This is a genomic window from Pseudomonas sp. 2835, assembly GCF_050435905.1.
Lineage (GTDB): Bacteria > Pseudomonadota > Gammaproteobacteria > Pseudomonadales > Pseudomonadaceae > Aquipseudomonas.
The window spans coordinates 83,667-104,131 of sequence record NZ_JBNDLE010000019.1 but is presented as its reverse complement, the minus strand read 5'-3'; the positions used below and the strand labels follow the sequence as shown (position 1 = coordinate 104,131).

Sequence of the window (20,465 nt, the reverse complement as noted above, 5' to 3'; positions counted from 1 at the left end):
TACCCATCGGTATTTTATCGTCAATTGTCACGGGAGTGCGCAATGAAGGTGAGTGAATATGTGCAATTCGATGCCATCGGCCTGGCCGAGCTGATTGCCCACGGACAAGTCAGTGTCAGTGAAGTACATGCGGCGGCGCAGCAGGCTATCGCCAATGTCGAGCCTAAGGTCAATGCCCTGGCCGAGCACTGGTGCGACGAACCGCTGCCATCCTGCGCTGACGGCCCGTTGCATGGCGTACCGTTTTTGCTCAAGGACCTGGCGATCAGCATGCGCGGCCGTGCCCACGAATTCGGCAGTCGCCTGGCACAAGGCACGGGCAGCTCTGCCGATTCCTTCCTGATGCAGCGTTTTCGCCGGGCCGGGCTGGTCACCCTGGGGCGCACCACCACCCCGGAACTGGCGATCAGCACCACCACCGAATCGCGCCTGTGCGGCCCGACTCGCAATCCCTGGGACCTCAACCGCAGCGCCGGTGGCTCCAGCGGCGGTTCGGCAGCAGCGGTAGCCAGCGGCATGGTGCCGGTGGCCCATGCCACCGATGGCGGTGGTTCGATCCGGGTGCCGGCTGCAGCCTGCGGCTTGTTTGGCTTGAAGCCCAGCCGCGGGTTGATTTCCATGGGGCCGTTCATGGACGAGGCCTGGAACGGCCTGGCAGTGCAGGGTGTGCTCAGCCGTTCGGTGCGCGACAGCGCCCTGCTGCTCGATTGCATGGCCGGGGCAGAACCGGGTGACCCGTTCCAGTTGGCGCCCGCACAAGAGAGTTACCTGAATGCGCTCAAGCAAGCGCCCCGCCCGTTGAAAATTGCCGTGCAGCTGCATCCGCTCAATGGCCAGCGCAGCGACCCGCTGATGGTCGAGGCGCTGCAGGACCTGGTCCGCACCCTTGAAAGTCTTGGCCACCAGTGCGAGCAGGTAGACCTGGACATCGGCCTGTCGTGGGATGCTTTCGTCGAGATGAACGCGCGATTCTGGGCCAGCAATACCGCAGCCTGGCTGGATGCCCTGAGTAGCGAAACGGGGCGCCCGCTCGACGCTGACTGGCTGGAGCCGGCAACCCTGGCGCTGCAGCGTTATGGCCAGGCGTTGTCGGCGACTGACCTGTTAGCGGCGCTGGACCAGCGCAACCAGGTCAGCCGGCAACTAGGCGGGTTCTTCAAGCGTTTTGACCTGTTGCTGAGCCCGACCCTGAGCCAGTTGCCGCCGGTCATTGGTGTCTATAACGCCGGCCAGGAGCAGCTTGATGGATTGGCCTGGATGCACCGGGTGTTCAACCACTCGCCCTTCACCGCCCTGGCCAACATTTGCGGCACAGCGTCGATGTCGCTGCCGTTGTATCAGGATCGGGCCAGCGGCTTGCCGGTGGGTATGCAGTTTACTGCAGGGGCTGCAGGTGAGCGCTTGTTGCTGAGCCTGGCCGGGCAGTTGGAGCAGGCGCTGCCATGGCGCGGGCGAGTCGCGCCGGTCTGGGCAGCGCATAGTTGAAAAGCATCGCCGGCAAGGCCGGCGATGCGGCCACTCAGGCCTGAAGCCTTCGCTGCGCGGCGATCTCAGGCAAATCCTTGCGGCGCAGGTAGACCCGCAGCGGCTCGGTAACATTGAGCCTTTCATCGACGTTCTGCGCCAAGAGGATCTCGATCAAGGCGCGGCTCAAGGTCATGACCTCGCCCTCGGCGGCCTGCCAGACGAACTCGTTGCTAGGGGTGATGCTGTCATCAGCCACGTCCATACCGAACGAGTCTTCGCTGAAGCGCACGATGTGCTTGCCAAGCTTGCGGTGGAAACCGACAAAGCCCTTGAGCTGGTCGGCGGCGGCGCAGATGTCCTGGGATGTGATGTGCATGTCAAACCTCACTTGAAAAGGGGATTGGCACGCTGGGCGAGAGGGGTTGCGCTCTGCTGGGCAACTCGGGGCCAAGGTTAATGGAAATTCATCGCATTCGGTAAAGGATTTTTTTACCCAAGGGGCAGTTGCTCGCTAGACTTATCTTTCTCAACGCCTCCCTGTAGTCAGCGAACGTGGATGATTCATGAGCACCGCCGTCACTTCCGATATCGCCACGATCAGCCGAATCAACGCAGTACCGGCCATCCTGCAGGTAATCTGCGAGACCACCGGCATGCGCTTCGCCGCCGTTGCCCGGGTCACCGACAGCAGCTGGACGGCCTGTGCGGTACTCGACTCGCTGGGCTTTGGCCTGGAGGTCGGCGGCGAGCTGGACCTGATCACCACCCTGTGCCATGAAATCCGCGCCAGCCACCAGACCATCGTGATCGACAAGGCCAGCGAAGACGAGCGGTACTGCAACCACCACACCCCGCGCATCTACAAGTTCGAAAGTTATATTTCGGTGCCGGTGTTTCGCACCGACGGCAGCTTCTTCGGCACCATCTGCGCCCTCGACCCGCTACCCGCCGAACTCAAGGGCAGCGCCATCCAGCCGATGATGGAGTCCTTCGCCCGGGTGCTGTCGATCCAGATCGAAAGCGAAGAGAGCGCCCAGCAAACCGAGCAGGCGCTGGAAGAAGAACGGGCCATCGCCGACTTGCGCGAACAGTTCATCGCCGTGCTCGGCCATGACCTGCGCAACCCGTTATTTGCCATTACCGCCGGGGCGGAACTGCTCAGCCAGCGCCTGCAGGATGAAAAAAGCCGCGCCATCGCCCAGCACATCCTGACCTGCGGGCGGCGTGCCAACCAGTTGGTACGTGATGTCCTGGATTTTGCCCGCGGCCGCCTGGGCAACGGCATCATGATCAACGTCCAACCCTGCCCGGACCTGGCCGAAGCCCTCAGCCACGTGGCTTCGGAGCTGCAACGGGTGCATCCGCAGCGCCTGATTCGGCTGAACATCGGTGATCTCGGTGGGATGCACTGCGACCGCGAACGAGTCACCCAGCTGTTGTCCAACCTGATCGCCAACGCCCTTACCCACGGCGCGGCCGACAGCCCGGTGGATGTCATGGCCGATATCCGCGAGCAGGTGTTCGTTCTCGGCGTACACAACCTGGGCGAGCCCATTGCGCCGCAGGTGATGGGCCAGTTGTTCCAGCCCTTCTCGCGGCCCCGTGACGATGCACCGCAACCGGGCCTGGGCCTGGGCCTGTATATCGCCAACCAGATTGCCCTGGCCCACGGCGGGCGCATGGAGGTGGTATCGAGCGCTGAGGCCGGTACGCTGTTTACCTTCCGCCTGCCACTGGATCGAGTTGTGCCTGAATCAACTGCACCAGCCAGCCCATGAATGCCCGCACCCGTTGCGGCAGGTGTAGTTGCCCGGCGTAGAGCAATGACACCGGCATCGGGGGCGATCGAAACCGATTTCGGCGGCGTGGTACGCGACAACACCGAGGTCAATGACTTTATCGCCGCTAACACCGCCCTGGGCAGGGTCGGCCTGCCGGTCGATATCGGCGCTGCGGTTGCCCTGCTGCTCAGCGATGGCGGCGGCTGGATTACCGGTCAGCGCCTGGAAGTGTCCGGCGGTACGCTCCTCTAAGCGCTCAACGCTGCACTTGGTCCTCACGTACCTGCACGCTGGCGGTCATGCCAGCGCTCAGGTTGACCCCTTCGGGCACCTGGTCGAGCTTGATCCGCACCGGAATGCGTTGGGCCAGGCGCACCCAGTTGAAGGTCGGTTCGACTTCGGCGAGCAACTGGCTGTCAGGGTTGGCGTTGCGGTCGGTGATACCGCGGCTGATGCTCTCGACATGCCCCTGCATCGGTTCGCCAGCGCTCATCAGCCAGACCTTGACCGGGTCGCCCACGCGAATGCGCGGCAGCTTGGTTTCTTCGAAATAGGCCTGGACGTAGAAGGTCGAGTCGTCCACCAGAGCCATCACCGACTGCCCGGCATTGACGTAGTTGCCTTCGGCCAGGCGCAGATTGGTGATGTGCCCGCTGCGCGGCGCCTTGACCTGGCTGCGCGCCAGGTTGATGGCCGCAACCTTGACCTCGGCAAGCGCTTCGCGCAGCTCGCCACGGGCAACGGCGGCGTTGATCTGGGCATTTTCGCGCAACTCGGCGCTGATCGCCTGGGGCCCCAGGGCGGCGCGACGCGAGGCTTCGTGTTCACGCAGGCGCAATTGCTGCTGGCGGGTTTCGGCCACGGCATTGGCCTTGTCCAGGGCCGCTTCAAACCGATCACGGTCGATCGACATGAGCAGTTCGCCGGCCTTGACCTGCTGGTTGTCGTGCACCTTCAGTTCACGCACCCAGCCGGACACATCCGGGGCAATGATCACCACGTCGGCGCGAATCTTCGCATCACGGGTCCAGGGCGTGAGCATGTAGTACTGCCAGAGCTTCCAGCCGGCAAAAATCGCCACCGCCACCAGGCACAGGGTTACTGCGATACGTACAGCAGCACGCATGGTCACACTCCTTATAACGGCCCCAGCACGTGGGTCACCAGGGTCAGAATACAAACGAACAGCGCGCAGTCGAACAACGCTTCATGCCAGACCCAGCGCCCCAACGGTGTATAGCGCAACAGCAGGCGCACCCCCCCGGTCAGCAGCAGGGCCAACAGCACATACAGTAGAAACGGGCTGAGCAATACACCGCCCAGCGCCCATTCACGCAAGCCCATGGATTTCCTCCTGTCGACGGCACCACTTGCCCCAGCTTTTCTGCAATTGCAGTACGGCGCCGATGGCCAGGCGCAACGGATCACTCGAAGGTACGCTGTGCAGCGCTTCGATGAACTGCTCGCTGGCTGCGTCCAGACGCTGGCCACGCCCCGGGGCCGGGCCGCTGGCCAATACCGATTCCAGTTGTTGCAGGTACTGGCGCTCGGCCGCCGCCACTGGCGCCTGGGCGACCGCCAGGCACATGCGCAGGTGCAGCAGCTCATCGCCGATATCCAGGCCGTGCAGGCCATCATCCCAGCGCCCACGTTCCTGCTCGGGCAAAGCACCGTAATGCCGGGCCAGTTGCAGCAAACGATCGGCCATGCGCCCGCCGAACCAGGTGTCGGCGCCGCGCAGGTCGCGGCGAGTCAGGCGCACCAGGTCGCTCTGGGTCGCAGCGCGCAGCCGCTTGCCGTGCCAGGCTGGGTTGCGCAGCACCAGCAGCTTGAATGCCAGCACCGCGGCGCCGACGCCCATGAGCATGGCCTGGGCACTGTTGAAGAAGGTGGCGACATCGAAACTCATGACATTGAGCGGCGCCACCAGCACGATAAAGTGCAGGCAATAAGAAGTAGCGGTGGCGCCAATTCGCGGATTGGCCATGCCCAGGGCGCCGAAGAACAACGGCACGCCCATGGCCAGGCAGAGCATGGCAAAGCCGCTGAGCTCTGGCAGGAGGATTTGCCCGACCACGAACGCCACCGGTATCGCCAGGAGGATCCCGCGCAAAAAGCTCATGCCGATCTGCGCGCCATTTTCGCGGCTGGCGAACAGGCTGCAGACCACGCAAGTCAGCACTAGCCCTCCGGGGGCGGCCTGCCAGGCAGTGGCCAGCCAGAAGCTGGCCATGGCCAGAAAGGCCAGCGCGCTGCGCGAGCCGAACAGCAGGGCCAGCGACACATCGCGGTGGGCGGCCAGGCTGTCGGGCACATCGGCGGCCGGCTTGCCCTCCTCTACACCGCGCAGGGCAAGGGTCGCGGCCATGGCGTTGTCCAGCAGCAAGGTCAGGCGCGCCAGGCAGTAGTGTTCGGCGGAGCTGATCTGCTCATCGTGGGCCGCATCCCAAACGCGCTGGCGCAACAGCAACAGGCTGGCCTGATCGGGGTTGGCCAACAGTGCCTGGACCTCTTCGAGCCACGGCGCCATGTGCTGAGCCTGCTGTTCATCCAGTTGCCGCCATTGCCGGCGCACCGAACGGGAAATCCGCAACAGCACCAGCAGCTTCTGGCTCAGCCCACGAACCGCCCGGCCGCGCTGACGGCCGAGGCTGCCTTCGAACCAGGCATGCTCGCGCTGGGAATCAACGGCAACGATACGCCCAAGAATCTCCAGCAAGCCCTTGCGCCCCTGCTCTTCCCCACTCAAGGCGGCACTGGCGGCCTGCAGCCCGCTTTGCCAGGCCTGGCGTGCCTGCCCGCTCAACTGCTGCTCGACCCGCATGGGCCAGAGCAAGGCGCTGGTGGCGGTGGCGCAGACAATGCCCAGGCAGATCTCGGTACAGCGCGCCACCGCCTGGTCGAACACCAGCAGCGGGTGGTTGATGGCCGGCAGGGCAATGATCGCCACGGTGTAGCCGGCCAGCACGAACGAATAAGCCCAGGCGCTGCGCAGCAAGGTCGAGCAGGCGGTACACAGCGCCAGCCATAAGGCCAGGGCAAACAGAAACAGCCATGGTGTCTGGGCGAAGGCGCCGATGAACAGCACCGACATGACCGTGCCCACCAGGGTGCCGAGCAGCCGCGCCAGGCCCTTCTGCACCACCATGCCCGACAGCGGCTGGGCGACGATGAACGCTGTCATCAGCGCCCAGGCCGGCTGCTCAAGGCCCCAGCGCAGCGCCAGCCACAGGGCCAGGCCACCGCCAAGCAGGGTCTTGAGGGCAAATTGCACAGCGGATTTGTTTGGCGCCAGCAGGGCCTGCAACGTGATGGGCACGGGACGCACCTTGAACGACGGTGTTGTAAAGATAGTCAGGTTGAAGCAAGAAGTTCAGGGCTTAATTATTAGCTAGCTAACTATTGATAGTCCAGAGGTGCTGAAAGGTTTTTTCTCCAGACAAAAAAAATGGGCGACCGAAGTCGCCCTAAATGCCTTGCGTGCTCGTGACTGAAAAGGATCAGCGCTCTTTGCGCTTGTTCGAGTCTTTCCAGATGAAAATTCCGAATCCGACGAAGAACATCAGCATCAGACCGACCGTCACCACTCCAGCGATAACCACATTATCGAAGAACATGTCGGCCTCCATTCGCCTGAACCTGTCCGATGGGCTTAAGGTAACGAATGGGTCGGGGGAGGAAATTGACCGAGGTCAATAGCGCCCGGAACCGGGCGCGCAAGGCGGGTGCAGGCTTGACCTGCATCAAGTTTTCAACGCTTCTTGGGTTTGCCCTTGGGCTTTTTCTTCTTTGCCTTGCCTAGCGGCATGGCTTGCTCGAACGCCTGGCGAACTTCGTTGAGGCGCTTTTCATTGAGGTCGTGGACCCGGCGTGCACGTTCGGCACCGAGGTCGATCAGGTTGTCGTCTTGGCTCATGGTGGGCTCGGAAGCTGACTGCAGTGCTGCAATCATGAAGGCTGCAGCCGGCGCTGACCAGTAGCGCTTGTATCCTCAGACTTCGATGTCCACCAGCAGCCCCTGGCGCGGCTGCTCACCCATCAATGGCGCCACCGGCACGGTGTTGTCGGCATTCACTTCATCGCCGGGCAGTGCCTGGTACAACGCTTCATCCTGGCTCGACTGGCGCCGACGCTGGTGGCGGCGCTGCTCTTCGCGCAACAGGATCGCTGCCTGCTCCGGGTCACGCTGCTTGAGGTCGATGGCGCTGTCGCTGGAGGTTGGCTGCGCCGGGACCACGGGCTTGATGTCTGGCGTCGGCTTGACCGGGTCCAGTTGTTGCGTCACGGGTGCAGCGCTGAGCGGGATAAGGGGCGGCAGCATGGGATGATCTCCTGTCGCCAGTGTGTCGGCTGATAGCCAAGGGCCTTGAGCGAGAGCCGGTAAAATGTGTGGGGGGCTTCACAGTTGCCGGCTAGCGATCGTCTTCTTCGTCTGCCGGGGCCGGTTGGGCCTCGCTCCACGGGCGTTTGAGCACGTTGTTCCAGACTTCGTTCAAGTGCTCGCGCAACACTTGCGGCGCGCCCTTGAGCGAGGGGCTGTCTTCGCGCTCGCCGCCATACGGCTCCTCACCTTCGATCGCGATCAGCGACTGGCCATTGATAGCATAGCTGGCCTGGCCTTCGCGCAACTCGACATGCAGCTCATGGGGGTCGACACCGCCGCCACAAAACGCGTGGCTGGCGACAGTCAGCTCGGCCAGGCCGTCCTTGTTGAGGTCGCTGACGCCGCTGACGTCGGTATAAAAGCCGACATCCAGGTCGAGCCCGGCGCAGGTGGTCTCGTTCTCGATCTTCCAGCGCGGCTTGAAGCTGTCATCGCCCTGGCGTTCGTAAAGCGTCGTCGTGAGCACCACGCGGTCGACGTCCTGATCGGTCTCTTCATCGCTAACCTGATCGTCGTTGCGGCTTAGCACCAGCAGGCCTTCGCCCTCACGGTCGTGGTAATGCACGCTCTGCACCGGCGATTGCACGCCCAGGGCCTCGAGTTGCGCAGCGGGAATCGGCGCCAGTATTTCGAAACTTTTTTTGTCGCAGGCAGCCAGCAGAAGCACGCCCGCCACGGCCAGCGTTCGGATGAACAACGGGTTGGAGATCGGCATGGCTGTATCGGGCCCTCAATGGCGACAGCGGTTTTCGTCGATGAAGTTGCTAGACTCTTTGGTCTGCACAGAGCTATCCGTTAAGATAGTCGGCTTTTTCATGGCGGGAGTCAGGCAGTATGGCGCAGCAGTATCAACCGGGGCAACGCTGGATCAGCGACAGCGAAGCCGAGCTAGGTCTGGGGACCGTTCTGGCACAGGACGGCCGCTTGTTGACCGTGCTCTACCCGGCCACTGGCGACACCCGCCAGTACTCCCTGCGCAATGCGCCCCTGACCCGGGTGCGCTTCTCGCCTGGCGACCAGATCACCCATTTCGAAGGGTGGAAGCTGACCGTGCGCGAGGTCGAGGATGTCGACGGCCTGCTGGTCTATCACGGCCTCGACGCCCAGAACCAGGGGCGTACCCTGCCGGAAACCCAGTTGTCGAACTTCATCCAGTTCCGCCTGGCCAGCGACCGCCTGTTCGCCGGGCAGATCGACCCGTTGCCGTGGTTCTCGCTGCGCTACAACACCCTTGAGCACACCAGTCGCCAGCTGCAGTCGTCACTCTGGGGCCTGGGCGGCACTCGCGCCCAACCGATCGCCCACCAGTTGCACATTGCCCGTGAAGTGGCCGACCGTATCGCCCCGCGGGTACTGCTAGCCGACGAAGTAGGCCTGGGCAAGACCATCGAAGCCGGCCTGGTGATCCATCGCCAGCTGCTCTCGGGTCGCGCCAGCCGCGTGCTGATCCTGGTCCCGGAAAACCTCCAGCACCAGTGGCTGGTGGAAATGCGCCGGCGCTTCAACCTGCAGGTTGCGCTGTTCGATGCCGAGCGCTTTATCGAAAGCGATGCCAGCAACCCCTTCGAAGATGCCCAGCTGGCGCTGGTCGCCCTGGAATGGCTGACCGAAGACGAAAAAGCCCAGGACGCGCTGTTTGCCGCCGGCTGGGACCTGCTGGTGGTCGACGAGGCGCACCACCTGGTCTGGCATGAAGACCAGGTCAGCCCGGAATACGCCCTGGTCGAGCAACTGGCCGAGGTCATCCCCGGCGTACTGCTGCTGACCGCGACCCCGGAGCAATTGGGCCAGGACAGCCACTTCGCGCGCCTGCGCCTGCTCGATCCGAACCGTTTCCACGACCTGGCCGCCTTCCGCGCCGAAAGCGAACACTATCGCCCGGTAGCCGAAGCGGTCCAGGAACTGCTCGACGAAGGCCGCCTGTCGCCCAAGGCCCACGCCACCATCGAAGGTTTCCTCGGTGCCGAAGGCGAAGCCCTGCTGGCTGCGGTCAACGATGGCGACACCCAGGCCAGCGCCCGCCTTATTCGCGAGCTGCTCGACCGCCACGGCACTGGCCGCGTGCTGTTTCGCAACACCCGCGCCGCGGTCCAGGGTTTCCCTGAGCGCAACCTGCACCCTTACCCGCTGCCCAACCCCGACCAGTACATGGAGCTGCCGCTGGGCGAGCACGCCGAGTTGTATCCGGAGGTTGCTTTCCAGTCCCAAAGCGAAGGCAGCGAAGAAGAGCGCTGGTGGCGCTTCGACCCACGGGTCGACTGGCTGATCGACACCCTGAAGATGCTCAAGCGGGTCAAGGTCCTGGTGATCTGCGCCCACGCCGAAACCGCCATGGACCTGGAAGACGCCCTGCGCGTGCGTTCCGGTATTCCAGCGACGGTATTCCACGAAGGCATGAGCATCCTTGAGCGCGACCGCGCCGCCGCCTACTTCGCCGACGAAGAGTTCGGCGCCCAGGTGCTGATCTGTTCGGAAATCGGCAGTGAAGGCCGCAACTTCCAGTTCGCCCATCACCTGGTGCTGTTCGACCTGCCAGCCCACCCGGACCTGCTCGAGCAGCGTATCGGCCGCCTGGACCGGATCGGCCAGAAGCACACGATCGAACTGCACGTGCCGCACCTGCAGAACAGCCCGCAAGAGCGCCTGTTCCAGTGGTACCACCAGGCCCTGAATGCCTTCCTCAATACCTGCCCGACCGGCAACGCCCTGCAGCACCAGTTCGGCCCGCGCCTGCTGCCGCTGCTCGAAAGCGGTGACGACGATGAGTGGCAAGCGCTGGTGGACGAGGCCCGCGCCGAGCGCGAACGCCTCGAAGCCGAGCTGCACAGCGGTCGCGACCGCCTGCTGGAGCTCAACTCCGGTGGCGCCGGTGAAGGCCAGGAGCTGGTCGAGGCGATCCTTGAGCAGGACGACCAGTTCGCCCTGCCGATCTACATGGAAACCCTGTTCGACGCGTTTGGCATCGACAGCGAAGACCACTCGGAAAACGCCCTGATCCTCAAGCCGAGCGAAAAAATGCTCGACGCCAGCTTCCCGCTGGGCGATGACGAAGGCGTGACCATCACCTACGACCGCAACCAGGCGCTGTCCCGTGAAGACATGCAGTTCATCACCTGGGAGCACCCGATGGTTCAGGGCGGCATGGACCTGGTGCTGTCCGGCTCGATGGGCAACACCTCGGTGGCGCTGATCAAGAACAAGGCACTCAAGCCCGGCACCGTGCTGCTGGAGTTGCTGTACGTGAGTGAAGTGGTTGCCCCGCGCGCCCTGCAACTGGGCCGTTACCTGCCACCGGCAGCCCTGCGCTGCCTGCTCGACGCCAATGGCAACGACCTGGCTTCGCGGGTGTCCTTCGAGACCCTCAACGACCAGCTTGAAAGCGTGCCCAAGGCCAGCGCCAACAAGTTCATCCAGGCCCAGCGCGACGTGCTGGCACCGCGGATCAACGGCGGCGAAGCCAAGATCATGCCGCGCCATGCCGAACGTGTCGCCGAAGCGCAGCGCCGCCTGGCGGCGGAAACCGACGAAGAGCTGGCGCGCCTGATTGCGCTGCAAGCGGTCAACCCGACCGTTCGCGACAGCGAAATCGACGCCCTGCGCAAGCAGCGTGAACAAGGCCTGGCGATGCTGGAAAAAGCGGCGCTGCGCCTGGAAGCGATTCGGGTGCTGGTGGCCGGATAAACCGCGTCGTATTCATCGCTGGCAAAGCCAGCTCCCACAGGATCTGTTGGCAAAGATCGAACCCTGTGGGAGCCAGCCTTGCTGGCGATGAGGTCCCTCAGGCCTGTGCAAGCTTGCCCGCTGCCTCCTCACTATCAGCCACCATCCCCTCGCGCATCCTCTGCGCATCCCGGCTAAAGCACCGCGACGCCAGCAGCAGGAACACCAGCGTCAGCATCAACGCCACCGGGATCAGGTACATCGCCCCGTGCAGGCCTTCAGCCTTGAACGCCTCGCTCATCTGCACGGCCCCCGCGGCCTGCATTGCCGCCACGGCGAAATGGTCCGACAGCGCCCCCACCACCACCGGCCCCAGGCCGCCGCCAAGCAGATAAAGCCCGGCAAAGAACAGCGCCATCGCCGTCGCCCGCAGCCGCGGTTGCACCACGTCCTGAATCGCGGTGTAGACACAGGTATAGAAGTTGTAGGCAAACAGCCAGCCGCCCCCGAACACCGCCACGAACACCCCAATCTCGATCCGCCCGGCGTGCAATGCCCAGGCAGTGGCCAGGGTCGCAATCAACATGCTCAAGGCACCGAACAGCAAGCGCCCGTTGGCAAAGCGCTGATGCACCTTGTCGGCAATCCAGCCGCCGAGGGTCAGGCCCACCAGGCCGGTCAGGCCGACGATCACCCCGGTGGCCACCGCCGCCTGCTGCAGCGAGAGTAAAAAGTAGCGCTGCAGCATCGGCACCATGAACGAGTTGCAGGCGTAGGTGGCGAAGTTGAAAGTAAGGCCTGCGAGCACCAGCCAGCAGAAGGTCGGTACGCTCAGCACCCGACGCAACGGCCTGTCCACCGGCGCCTGGGAGATCGCCACCGATTCCGCCGCGCCGCGCGCCGGCTCGCGGATCATGAACATGAACAGCGCCAGCAACAGCCCCGGCACCGCCGCGATGAAGAACGGCGCCCGCCAACTGTCAAAGGCCTGCACCATTGCGCCGATGGTAAAGAACGCCAGCAACAGGCCCAGCGGCAGGCCGAGCATGAAAATGCCCATGGCCCGCGCGCGTTTCTCGGCGGGGAACAAGTCGCCGATCAGCGAGTTGGCAGCCGGCGCATAGCTGGCCTCACCGATGCCCACGCCCATGCGCACCAGCAAAAAACTCCAGAAGCTGCCGACCATGCCATTGACCGCCGTCAGCCCGCTCCAGGCCATCAGCCCCCAGCCCATCAGTTTGCTGCGTGAACCATTGTCGGCCATGCGCCCCAGCGGCAGGCCGGCAATCGCATAGACCAGGGTAAAGGCGGTACCGATCAAACCGATCTGAAAGTCGCTCAGGTGCCACTCCAGGCGGATCGGCTCGATGATGATGGCGGGAATGGTGCGGTCGAAGAAGTTGAACAGGTTGGCCAGAAACAGCAGGAACAGGATTCGCCAGGCGTTCGCCGCTTGAGTGGAGCTCTGCATCGATCAGTCCCTCGTTATTATTGTTCGGGGCTTTCCAGCACGCCGAACTGAATCTAGAGGGCACTTGGCGATCTGTCTGCCACCATTGACCGGACTGATATCGGGTAATTGTAACCATTTGCAGTTTTAGAACCGGGCGCTATTGCCTCAATGACCAAATCGTAGGAATCAATTTGCCATTATTCAGGATGGACTAATGCTGAGTTCCTATACTCCTGCACAACGGTCTCCAAGCGGGCTATCGGGGGACGAGTGCACACTCGAAAAAGAGGCATGCTATGGAGTGGCTGGGGCTGCAAATGCTCGCCGAACTTCCGGCAACCGGACAGATCCTACTCGATTGCAGGCACAACCCCTACCTGGTGCTGCTTGCGTTTCTGATCGCCTGTGCCGGCAGCTTCGCCACCCTCGACATGGCCGAGCGTCTGAGCCATGTCGAACAACCCGCCGCCCAGCGCCAATGGCGCCTGCTCGGAGCCTGCTGCCTGGCTGGCGGTATCTGGGCCATGCACTTTGTCAGCTTGCTGGCCCTGCAAACGCCGCTGGAGGTTCACTACGACGTTGCCCTGACCGGCGCCTCGCTGCTGATCATGCTGCTGGCCGGCTGGATGGCCATGAATACCCTGGGCCGCCAGGAGCTGCTACCACGCCATTACCTGCAAGCGGCGGTGTGCTTTGGCCTGGGGATCATCGCCATGCACTACACCGGCATGGCCGCCATGCGCTCCAGCGCCCAGCAGTTCTATCGCCCCGACCTGTTCGCCGCCTCTGTCGCCGCCGCCATCGCCACAAGCCTCGCCGCACTGCTGTTCGCCCGTTATTTACGCAATGGCAGCGGTACCCTTTACCAGCTGATGAAATACGCCGCCAGCCTGCTGATGGCTGGCGGGATTGTCGGCACCCATCTGCTGGGCATGGCGGCCCTGACCCTGGTGCTTGCGCCTGACACCCCGCTGTCGCTGCCGGCCAGCGACAACAGCCTGCAACTGAGCCTGACCATCGCCTTTATCACCCTGCTGATCAGCGCCAGCAGCATCAGTGCCGCGCTCTCGGACAAAAAGCTGCAAAGCAAGGAGCACGACCTGCGCCGGGTCAACGTGCTGCTCAGCCAGCTGGATCAGGCCCGGGTGTCCCTGCAGCAGGCCGCCCATTACGATGCCCTGACCAACCTGGTCAACCGCCGCGGCTTCAACCAGGTGTTTGCCGAGCGCCTCGCCGAGCAAACCGCCAATGACGGCATGCTGGCGGTAATGTTCCTCGACATCGACCATTTCAAGCGCATCAACGACAGCCTCGGCCATGACGCTGGCGATGAGTTGCTCAAGGTGATTGCCGCGCATATCAAGACTGCCACCCGCAGCCAGGATGTGGTCGCCCGCTTTGGCGGCGACGAATTCTGCATTCTTACCGCCCTGCACAGCCGCGACGAAGCCCGGCACCTGGCCCAGCGCATCATGCAGAAGATGAAAGAGCCAATCGACTTGGCCGGGCGACGCATGGTCATGACCACCAGCATCGGTATCAGCGTGTTCCCCGATGATGGCCGCAGTTGTGACGAGCTTTTGAAAAACGCCGACCTGGCCTTGTATCAATCCAAGGGTTGTGGGCGCAACAACCTGAACTTCTTCAACAGCAACCTGAAAACCCGCGCAACCCTTGAGCTGCAACTTGAAGAAGAGCTGCGTATTGCCCTGCTCGAAGAACGCGGCCTGCGTATCCATTACCAGCCAATTTTCGACCTGCACAGCGGCCAGGTGGCCAAACTCGAAGCCCTGGTGCGCTGGCAACATCCACAGCACGGGCTGCTCAGCCCGGACCGCTTCATCGGCATTGCCGAAGCCAACGGCCTGATCGCCGAACTCGACCTCTGGGTACTGCGCCATGCCTGCGAAGACCTGGCCCAGCTCAACCGCCACGGTTACGACGGCCTCAAGGTGACCGTCAATTGCTCGGCGCTGACCCTGGCCCGCGAGGAACTGGCCCAGGAAGTCGAAGATGCCCTGCGCCAGGCCGGTATCCCGGCGCGCCAGCTTGAGCTGGAAGTTACCGAAAACGCGCTGATGGGCAACATTCACAACACCATCGCCCTGCTCAAGCGCATCCGCGCCCAGGGCGTGTCGCTGTCGATCGATGACTTCGGCACCGGTTACTCGTCACTGGCCTACCTCAAGCGCCTGCCGCTGGACACCCTGAAGATAGATCGCTCGTTCATTCAGGATGTACCGCGTTGCCGCCAGGACATGGAAATCGTCCAGGCAATCATCGTCATGGCGCACACCCTGCACCTGCAGGTGATCACCGAAGGCGTCGAAACCATCGAGCAGTACCAGTTTCTCGCCCAACAGGGCTGCGATTTCCTCCAGGGTTACCTGCTCAGCCGGCCCGTGCCGCTGGGTGAACTGCGACCGGTGCTCGGCGAGCTCAACCAGCGCCATGAACAGGCGCTGAGCAGCATCAATCCTTACGCCGGTACAGATCAATCAGTGTCGCCGGATCTTTTTGCAGATAGCCCTGACTACCGTGCAAGCGCATCAATTGCGCGGCCAGGCCACTGATCGGCGTCGACGAACCCTGTTCACGGGAAAATTTCACTGCGGTATCCAGGTCCTTGAGCAAGGTGCGCACGTGCCACTTCACCGGCTCGAAGCGGCTTGCGGCCATTTGCGGAGCGAGAATCTGCAGTGGCTTGGAGTCGGCAAAACCTCCGGCCAGGGCCTCGGCGATCAGGCTGGCGTCGACGCCCGATTGCTCGGCCAGCGCCACCACTTCGGCAATCACCAGCGCATTGCAGGCAACGATCATCTGGTTGCAGGCCTTGGTCACCTGCCCGGCCCCAACCGGTCCCATGTGGGTCACGCGCTGGCCGAGGGTCAATAGCACCGGGCGCACGCGCTCAAGGTCTGCAGCCTCGCCACCGGCCATGATCGCCAGGGTGCCGGCTTCGGCGCCCGGAGTGCCACCGGAAACCGGCGTATCGAGCCAGCTCATGCCGGTCTTGGCCGCCAGCTCGCTGGCCATCTCGCGGGTGGCAGTCGGTTCGAGGCTGGAGAAATCCACCAGCAACTGGCCCGGCTTGCCGCCGGTAACGATGCCCTGTTCGCCGAACACCACCTCGCGCACCACCGCCGTGTCGGCCAGGCACAGCATCAGCACATCGGCGTGCTGGCACAGCTCGGCCGGGGTCTCCACCTGGCGGGCGCCGGCCTTGACCAGCTCGGCGCATTTGTCCGCCGAGCGGTTCCACACCGTCAGCGGATAACCCGCCACCAACAGCCGCCGACACATGGGCAAGCCCATCAGACCGATACCGGCAAACCCCAACGAAGGACGTGCAGTGCTCATGTACAGCTCCAGACAGATTAAAGAAGTTGACTGATCGGACGATTCAGTTTGCAGGCGTGGCAAGGAAAACTCCTACACAGGCATAGGGTTAACCCCTATCGCTCACGCCAAATGCGCACTGATACAGTCGCGAACCTCATCCAGTGATGGCTCTATGCTACCTACTAGAACAGCCACCCACCCCCAGGCAAATGGCGCAAAATGACCTCCAAGACTACTTCTGCCAACGCGGTTTCCGAGCTGACTTCACCCACTCCCGCGTACAGCGCTCCCGGCTCGAGCTACTACAGCCCGCGGGCGCTTAACCCGCAGCAGTACCTGTACTTCACCGAAACCGATATCCAGCGCATCCTCGACAACCTCGACGGCCTGCGCGACCTGGTGTTCCCGCCCAGCGTGCATGTCGAAGACGACACTCAGCTGCGCCTGGACCAGCAGTTCCCTTCGGTGTGCCTGATCGGCCTGGGCCGTTGTGGCTCGAACATCGCCCTGGATGTGGCAGAACTTGTATACAACGCCAGGACCTTCTACCTCAACGAATTCAATAACGACGACCGCACCGGCAGCGAACCGAACTACAGCCCGGCACGCTGGATTCGCAACAACTTGCGCCTGGTGCAGAACAAGGGCAGCAAGCCGGTGTTCCTGGTAGAGCCCCTGGTAATGCTCGGCGACCTCGACAAGGACATCGCCGGACGCATCCGTTTCTCGCGCAAGGGCGAGAAGAGCGGGTTTATCCGTGACTACAGCAAGATGAAGATCATGGACCTGTCGGAAGTCCATGCCGGTGGCGCCGGTAACGCGCCGATCCTCGGCCAGTACCTGGCCAAGATCATCCTCAACAAGGAAACCCATCGCTTCTCCAGCGCCGACTGGAAACTGATCCACTCGTACCTGATCGACTCCTGCGGGATCAAGGCCAACCAGTCACGGCTGTATTTCTACATCTTCAGCGCCGGTGGTGGTACCGGCTCGGGCATGGCCTCGGAGTTCGGCCTGGCCCAGCAGTACTCGTACATGAACAAGACTTTCGACACCAAGCCTGCCGACGAGAATGACGGCAAGAGTGGCCATTCGTTCGTCTTCGAGCCAATCTTCACCAGCGGCATCTGCGTGCTGCCGAACATTTCCGATCACCGCAGCGAGATGTCCGAAGCCCTGCACATCAACGCCGGCCGGCTGTTGTGCAAATACTTGTCTGAAGAATGGGATTTCTCGTACAACTTCGACAATGAAGACAGCAGCGAAGCCAGCGTCATGGGCCGCATCCGCCCGTGGAACGCAATGATGCTGATCTCCAACGACATCATGCGCTACGCCGAAGAGAACGATGACGGCAACATCCAGAACATCGACGTCAATGCCATGGAGAAGCACGCCAACCAGTACATCTCCCAGCAGATCTTCAACATCCTCACCGCCCAGGCGGTGACCACCGACTACGACCAGAACTACTTCCGTCGTGCCGGCATCGACATCGGCGAAACCATCCGCCTGGACGCCAATGACCTGTTCATGAGCCTGGCAGGCCCCGTGGCCATCGCCTACGCAGAATCGGTGGTACCGGAACAGCCATCACCCAGTTCGGACAAATTCAAAGTGTTCGAGAAAGAGCAGCCGCGACTGAACATCGACGACCTGTTCTTCCGCTCCATCGACCTGCCGCACTTCAACAAGGTGACCCAGGCGATCGAAGGCATCAGCCTGCTGCCGATCGAGTCCCGCCGCTACCGCGCCGCCCTGGAGCAGTACCAGGCCTCCGGCTACGACGCGGCGGCGCTGCACGACCTGCATTTTTTCAAGAACTGCTCGTCGGTGGTGTCGATCGTGTCGCTGCCCAAGGACTACAAGCTGTCGTACATGGACCTGAACCGGCTCAAGACTCACCTCAACAGCCTGTTCCCCAACACCACGCTCAAGCGCTACGCACTGGTGATAGGCGCCTCGGCCAACCTCTCGCTGACCACCCTGATCGCCAAGAGCCCGTGCCTGTCCGACGACTTCCTGACCCTGATCGTGGCCTTCATCAAGCGCTGCTTTGCGCGTAACCCGTACCGTTTTGACGACACCCTGGACAACGCCATCCTCGAATTCATCACCAGCGACGCCTTCGATGAAGACCGCATCGATGACCTGCTCAACGAATTCGAGAACCCGGCGAAGATCCTCGACACCAACTGGTACGCGATCAAACCGATGTACGAGAAGAAGTACCGCGAGCTGATCAACGACAAGAGCAAGTTCGTCTCGATCAATGACATCCGGCTGTCACGCGAATGCGTGAAGAAAGCGGTGAAATACCTGCGTGAAATATACCGTCACCGCATTGGCAAGACCCGGGTGATTTCGTTGAACAGTCATACCGGTAAAGTGGATTACTGATTAGAAAGCATCGCGGGGCAAGCCCGCTCCTATACCCGTAGGAGCGGGCTTGCCCCGCGAACAGACTGTTACCGCACTGTCTCGGCACACCGAACTGTTACCAACAGCCACCCCGGCTGAACAGTCCCGCGCACCAACACCATCTCGCTGTGCATTTTCACGCACCATTTTGGCGCGCGATCAGCCGTTGGTCTTTTCCTGAATCACAATAAACGGCGAGACCACCACGGCCCAGATCTCTGGATCGCGGCTCTGAAGGTCTAGTGCCTGCTCTGCAGTCACCGCTCCGACAGTGCCAGCATTACGCCATGCAGCGACGCTTTCGCTACGGTTTTCGGCCATTGCCTGTGCAACATCGATCAGGTCCAGGGTCGGCTCGACCCAAATCAGGTCACCCTTGGCCCAAAAACGCTCCAGCGCTTTCCACTCGATTATTGCTGTCTCGCCGAGCAATTTGGCATAGAGGGTGCTTGGTTGATCTGTCATGGGTTCCTACCAGAAATAATTCGACCGCGATAAAGGTCGGTATTTTTGCAGAAAAACCCAGTTTCAAAATAAGTAATTGATCGACAAGGTGGTAAATGCCCCGGATTGACCAGAGAAACTGGCAAAACAACGGCGTTTTTCTATAACTTTCTGTCGATTAGGCGACACCCCTGGTTTTTGCCCCAGCGGGCCTGCTTTTCAAGCGACAAAGCAGCGCTCTACACTGTACCGGTACAGTTGCCAGGGCCGATCCGGGGGTTATCCGGGTCCATGACGAGGCGTCGCCTCACATGGAACCTGATCCGGTCCTCAAGCTCTGGCCGCCAGGACTATAAAAATTACAACAGAATGAGTGGAGCACTATGAGTAAGGCTACTAAGCAGATTTCCAAACTGTTTGCCGCAATGGTTCTGGCCGGGGTTGCCAGCCATTCGTTTGCAGCCGATACCATCAAGATCGGCATCGCCGGCCCGAAAACCGGCCCGGTCACTCAGTACGGCGACATGCAGTTCATCGGTGCAAAACAGGCCATCAAGGACATCAACGCCAAGGGCGGCGTCGACGGCAAGATGCTTGAAGCCAAAGAATACGATGACGCCTGCGACCCTAAACAGGCCGTGGCAGTCGCCAACAAAGTGGTCAATGACGGCGTCAAGTACGTGGTCGGCCACCTGTGCTCCAGCTCCACCCAGCCTGCGTCCGACATCTACGAAGACGAAGGCGTGATCATGATCACCCCGGCTGCTACCAGCCCGGAAATCACCTCCCGCGGTTACAAGCTGATCTTCCGTACCATCGGCCTGGACAGCGCCCAGGGCCCGGCAGCCGGCAACTACATTGCCGACCACGTCAAACCTAAAATCGTTGCCGTGCTGCACGACAAGCAGCAATACGGTGAAGGCATCGCCAGCGCGGTCAAAACCACCCTCGAAGGCAAAGGCGTCAAGGTTGCCGTCTTCGAAGGCCTGAACGCCGGCGACAAGGACTTCTCCTCGATCATCCAGAAGCTCAAGCAAGCCAACGTCGACTTCGTCTACTACGGCGGCTACCACCCGGAGCTGGGCCTGATCCTGCGCCAAGCCAAGGAGAAAGGCCTGAGCGCCAAGTTCATGGGCCCTGAAGGTGTCGGCAACGACTCCATTTCGCAGATCGCCCAAGGCGCTTCCGAAGGCCTGCTGGTGACCCTGCCGAAATCCTTCGACGCCGATCCTGCGAACAAGGCAATCGCCGATGCCATCAAGGCCGACGGCAAAGACCCAAGCGGTCCGTTCGTGTTCCCGGCCTACTCGGCTGTCGAGCTGATCGCCGAAGGCATCAAGGCGGCCAAGTCCGAAGACACCGACAAAGTGGCTGCCGCCATCCACGCCGGCACCTTCAAGACCCCGACCGGTGACCTGTCGTACGACGCCAAAGGCGACCTGAAAGACTTCAAATTCGTGGTCTACGAATGGCATTTCGGCAAACCTAAAACCGAAGTTTCTCCTCAGTAATC

Annotated in this window: 17 protein-coding genes and 1 pseudogene; 7 read left to right on the top strand and 11 right to left on the bottom strand. The window is 62.2% G+C overall.

Annotated elements, in window-relative coordinates:
• The first annotated feature begins 42 nt into the window (after positions 1-42).
• The gene (locus ABIE20_RS22465; RefSeq protein ID WP_429507411.1) at positions 43-1,485 is read left to right on the top strand and encodes an amidase; all 1,443 of its coding nucleotides are present in this window, start codon (positions 43-45) and stop codon (positions 1,483-1,485) included.
• Positions 1,486-1,519: 34 nt separating this feature from the next.
• Here ABIE20_RS22465 and ABIE20_RS22460 read toward each other — a convergent pair whose 3' ends face one another.
• Positions 1,520-1,843: a DUF2025 family protein gene (locus ABIE20_RS22460; protein WP_429507409.1), complete on the bottom strand. Its 324-nt coding sequence runs from the start codon at positions 1,841-1,843 to the stop codon at positions 1,520-1,522.
• A gap of 187 nt (positions 1,844-2,030) precedes the next feature.
• Here ABIE20_RS22460 and ABIE20_RS22455 point away from each other — a divergent pair, with 187 nt between their 5' ends.
• Both ABIE20_RS22455 and ABIE20_RS22450 read left to right on the top strand, forming a co-directional pair.
• Complete coding sequence (locus ABIE20_RS22455; RefSeq protein WP_429507408.1) at positions 2,031-3,245, top strand: GAF domain-containing sensor histidine kinase; 1,215 nt, start codon at positions 2,031-2,033, stop codon at positions 3,243-3,245.
• A 54-nt stretch (positions 3,246-3,299) separates the two neighbouring features.
• A pseudogene (locus ABIE20_RS22450) lies at positions 3,300-3,500 on the top strand (SDR family oxidoreductase); the annotation flags it as partial.
• A gap of 4 nt (positions 3,501-3,504) precedes the next feature.
• On the opposite strand, the gene ABIE20_RS22445 reads toward ABIE20_RS22450, so the two are convergent.
• The 7 genes from ABIE20_RS22445 to ABIE20_RS22415 all read right to left on the bottom strand — a co-directional run bounded on the left by ABIE20_RS22445 (position 3,505) and on the right by ABIE20_RS22415 (position 8,347).
• The gene (locus tag ABIE20_RS22445) at positions 3,505-4,374 is read right to left on the bottom strand and encodes an efflux RND transporter periplasmic adaptor subunit (protein WP_429507406.1); all 870 of its coding nucleotides are present in this window, start codon (positions 4,372-4,374) and stop codon (positions 3,505-3,507) included.
• Between the two features lie 11 nt (positions 4,375-4,385).
• A complete protein-coding gene (locus tag ABIE20_RS22440; RefSeq protein WP_429507405.1) occupies positions 4,386-4,592 on the bottom strand; it encodes a DUF1656 domain-containing protein in 207 nt (68 codons plus the stop codon).
• On the bottom strand, positions 4,579-6,567 hold the full coding sequence (locus tag ABIE20_RS22435; RefSeq protein WP_429507403.1) for an FUSC family protein: 1,989 nt from the start codon (positions 6,565-6,567) through the stop codon (positions 4,579-4,581). Before ABIE20_RS22435 ends, ABIE20_RS22440 begins: the two co-directional genes overlap by 14 nt.
• Before the next feature lie 181 nt (positions 6,568-6,748).
• Positions 6,749-6,865: a cytochrome c oxidase subunit CcoM gene (gene ccoM / locus ABIE20_RS22430; protein ID WP_038999736.1), complete on the bottom strand. Its 117-nt coding sequence runs from the start codon at positions 6,863-6,865 to the stop codon at positions 6,749-6,751.
• 134 nt (positions 6,866-6,999) lie between these two features.
• Positions 7,000-7,164, bottom strand: coding sequence for a hypothetical protein (locus ABIE20_RS22425; protein WP_095162293.1), 165 nt, complete (start codon positions 7,162-7,164; stop codon positions 7,000-7,002).
• Between the two features lie 75 nt (positions 7,165-7,239).
• Positions 7,240-7,569: an aspartate-semialdehyde dehydrogenase gene (locus ABIE20_RS22420; RefSeq protein ID WP_429507401.1), complete on the bottom strand. Its 330-nt coding sequence runs from the start codon at positions 7,567-7,569 to the stop codon at positions 7,240-7,242.
• A gap of 91 nt (positions 7,570-7,660) precedes the next feature.
• The gene (locus ABIE20_RS22415) at positions 7,661-8,347 is read right to left on the bottom strand and encodes a M949_RS01915 family surface polysaccharide biosynthesis protein (RefSeq protein ID WP_429507400.1); all 687 of its coding nucleotides are present in this window, start codon (positions 8,345-8,347) and stop codon (positions 7,661-7,663) included.
• A gap of 119 nt (positions 8,348-8,466) precedes the next feature.
• Between ABIE20_RS22415 and rapA the strand changes: the two genes are divergently transcribed.
• Entirely contained in the window at positions 8,467-11,313 is a 2,847-nt protein-coding gene (rapA, locus tag ABIE20_RS22410; protein ID WP_429507398.1) for an RNA polymerase-associated protein RapA, read from the top strand.
• A 97-nt stretch (positions 11,314-11,410) separates the two neighbouring features.
• Here the strand turns inward: rapA and ABIE20_RS22405 are convergent, their stop codons facing one another.
• Positions 11,411-12,763 carry a spinster family MFS transporter gene (locus ABIE20_RS22405; protein ID WP_429507397.1) on the bottom strand — a complete coding sequence of 451 codons (1,353 nt, stop codon included), beginning with the start codon at positions 12,761-12,763 and terminating at the stop codon, positions 11,411-11,413.
• A 278-nt stretch (positions 12,764-13,041) separates the two neighbouring features.
• Between ABIE20_RS22405 and ABIE20_RS22400 the strand changes: the two genes are divergently transcribed.
• Positions 13,042-15,318 carry a putative bifunctional diguanylate cyclase/phosphodiesterase gene (locus ABIE20_RS22400; protein WP_429507396.1) on the top strand — a complete coding sequence of 759 codons (2,277 nt, stop codon included), beginning with the start codon at positions 13,042-13,044 and terminating at the stop codon, positions 15,316-15,318.
• Here the strand turns inward: ABIE20_RS22400 and ABIE20_RS22395 are convergent.
• Complete coding sequence (locus ABIE20_RS22395; RefSeq protein WP_429507395.1) at positions 15,218-16,105, bottom strand: NAD(P)-dependent oxidoreductase; 888 nt, start codon at positions 16,103-16,105, stop codon at positions 15,218-15,220. The two genes, ABIE20_RS22400 and ABIE20_RS22395, sit on opposite strands and share 101 nt — an antisense overlap.
• A 201-nt stretch (positions 16,106-16,306) precedes the next feature.
• On the opposite strand from ABIE20_RS22395, the gene ABIE20_RS22390 reads away from it, so the two are divergent.
• Positions 16,307-18,487, top strand: a complete 2,181-nt coding sequence (locus tag ABIE20_RS22390) for a hypothetical protein (RefSeq protein ID WP_429507394.1) — start codon at positions 16,307-16,309, stop codon at positions 18,485-18,487.
• A 180-nt stretch (positions 18,488-18,667) separates the two neighbouring features.
• Here ABIE20_RS22390 and ABIE20_RS22385 read toward each other — a convergent pair whose 3' ends face one another.
• Complete coding sequence (locus ABIE20_RS22385) at positions 18,668-18,973, bottom strand: DUF2288 domain-containing protein (protein WP_045197829.1); 306 nt, start codon at positions 18,971-18,973, stop codon at positions 18,668-18,670.
• 362 nt (positions 18,974-19,335) lie between these two features.
• Here ABIE20_RS22385 and ABIE20_RS22380 point away from each other — a divergent pair, with 362 nt between their 5' ends.
• Positions 19,336-20,463 carry a branched-chain amino acid ABC transporter substrate-binding protein gene (locus ABIE20_RS22380; protein ID WP_429507393.1) on the top strand — a complete coding sequence of 376 codons (1,128 nt, stop codon included), beginning with the start codon at positions 19,336-19,338 and terminating at the stop codon, positions 20,461-20,463.
• Positions 20,464-20,465 lie beyond the last annotated feature (2 nt).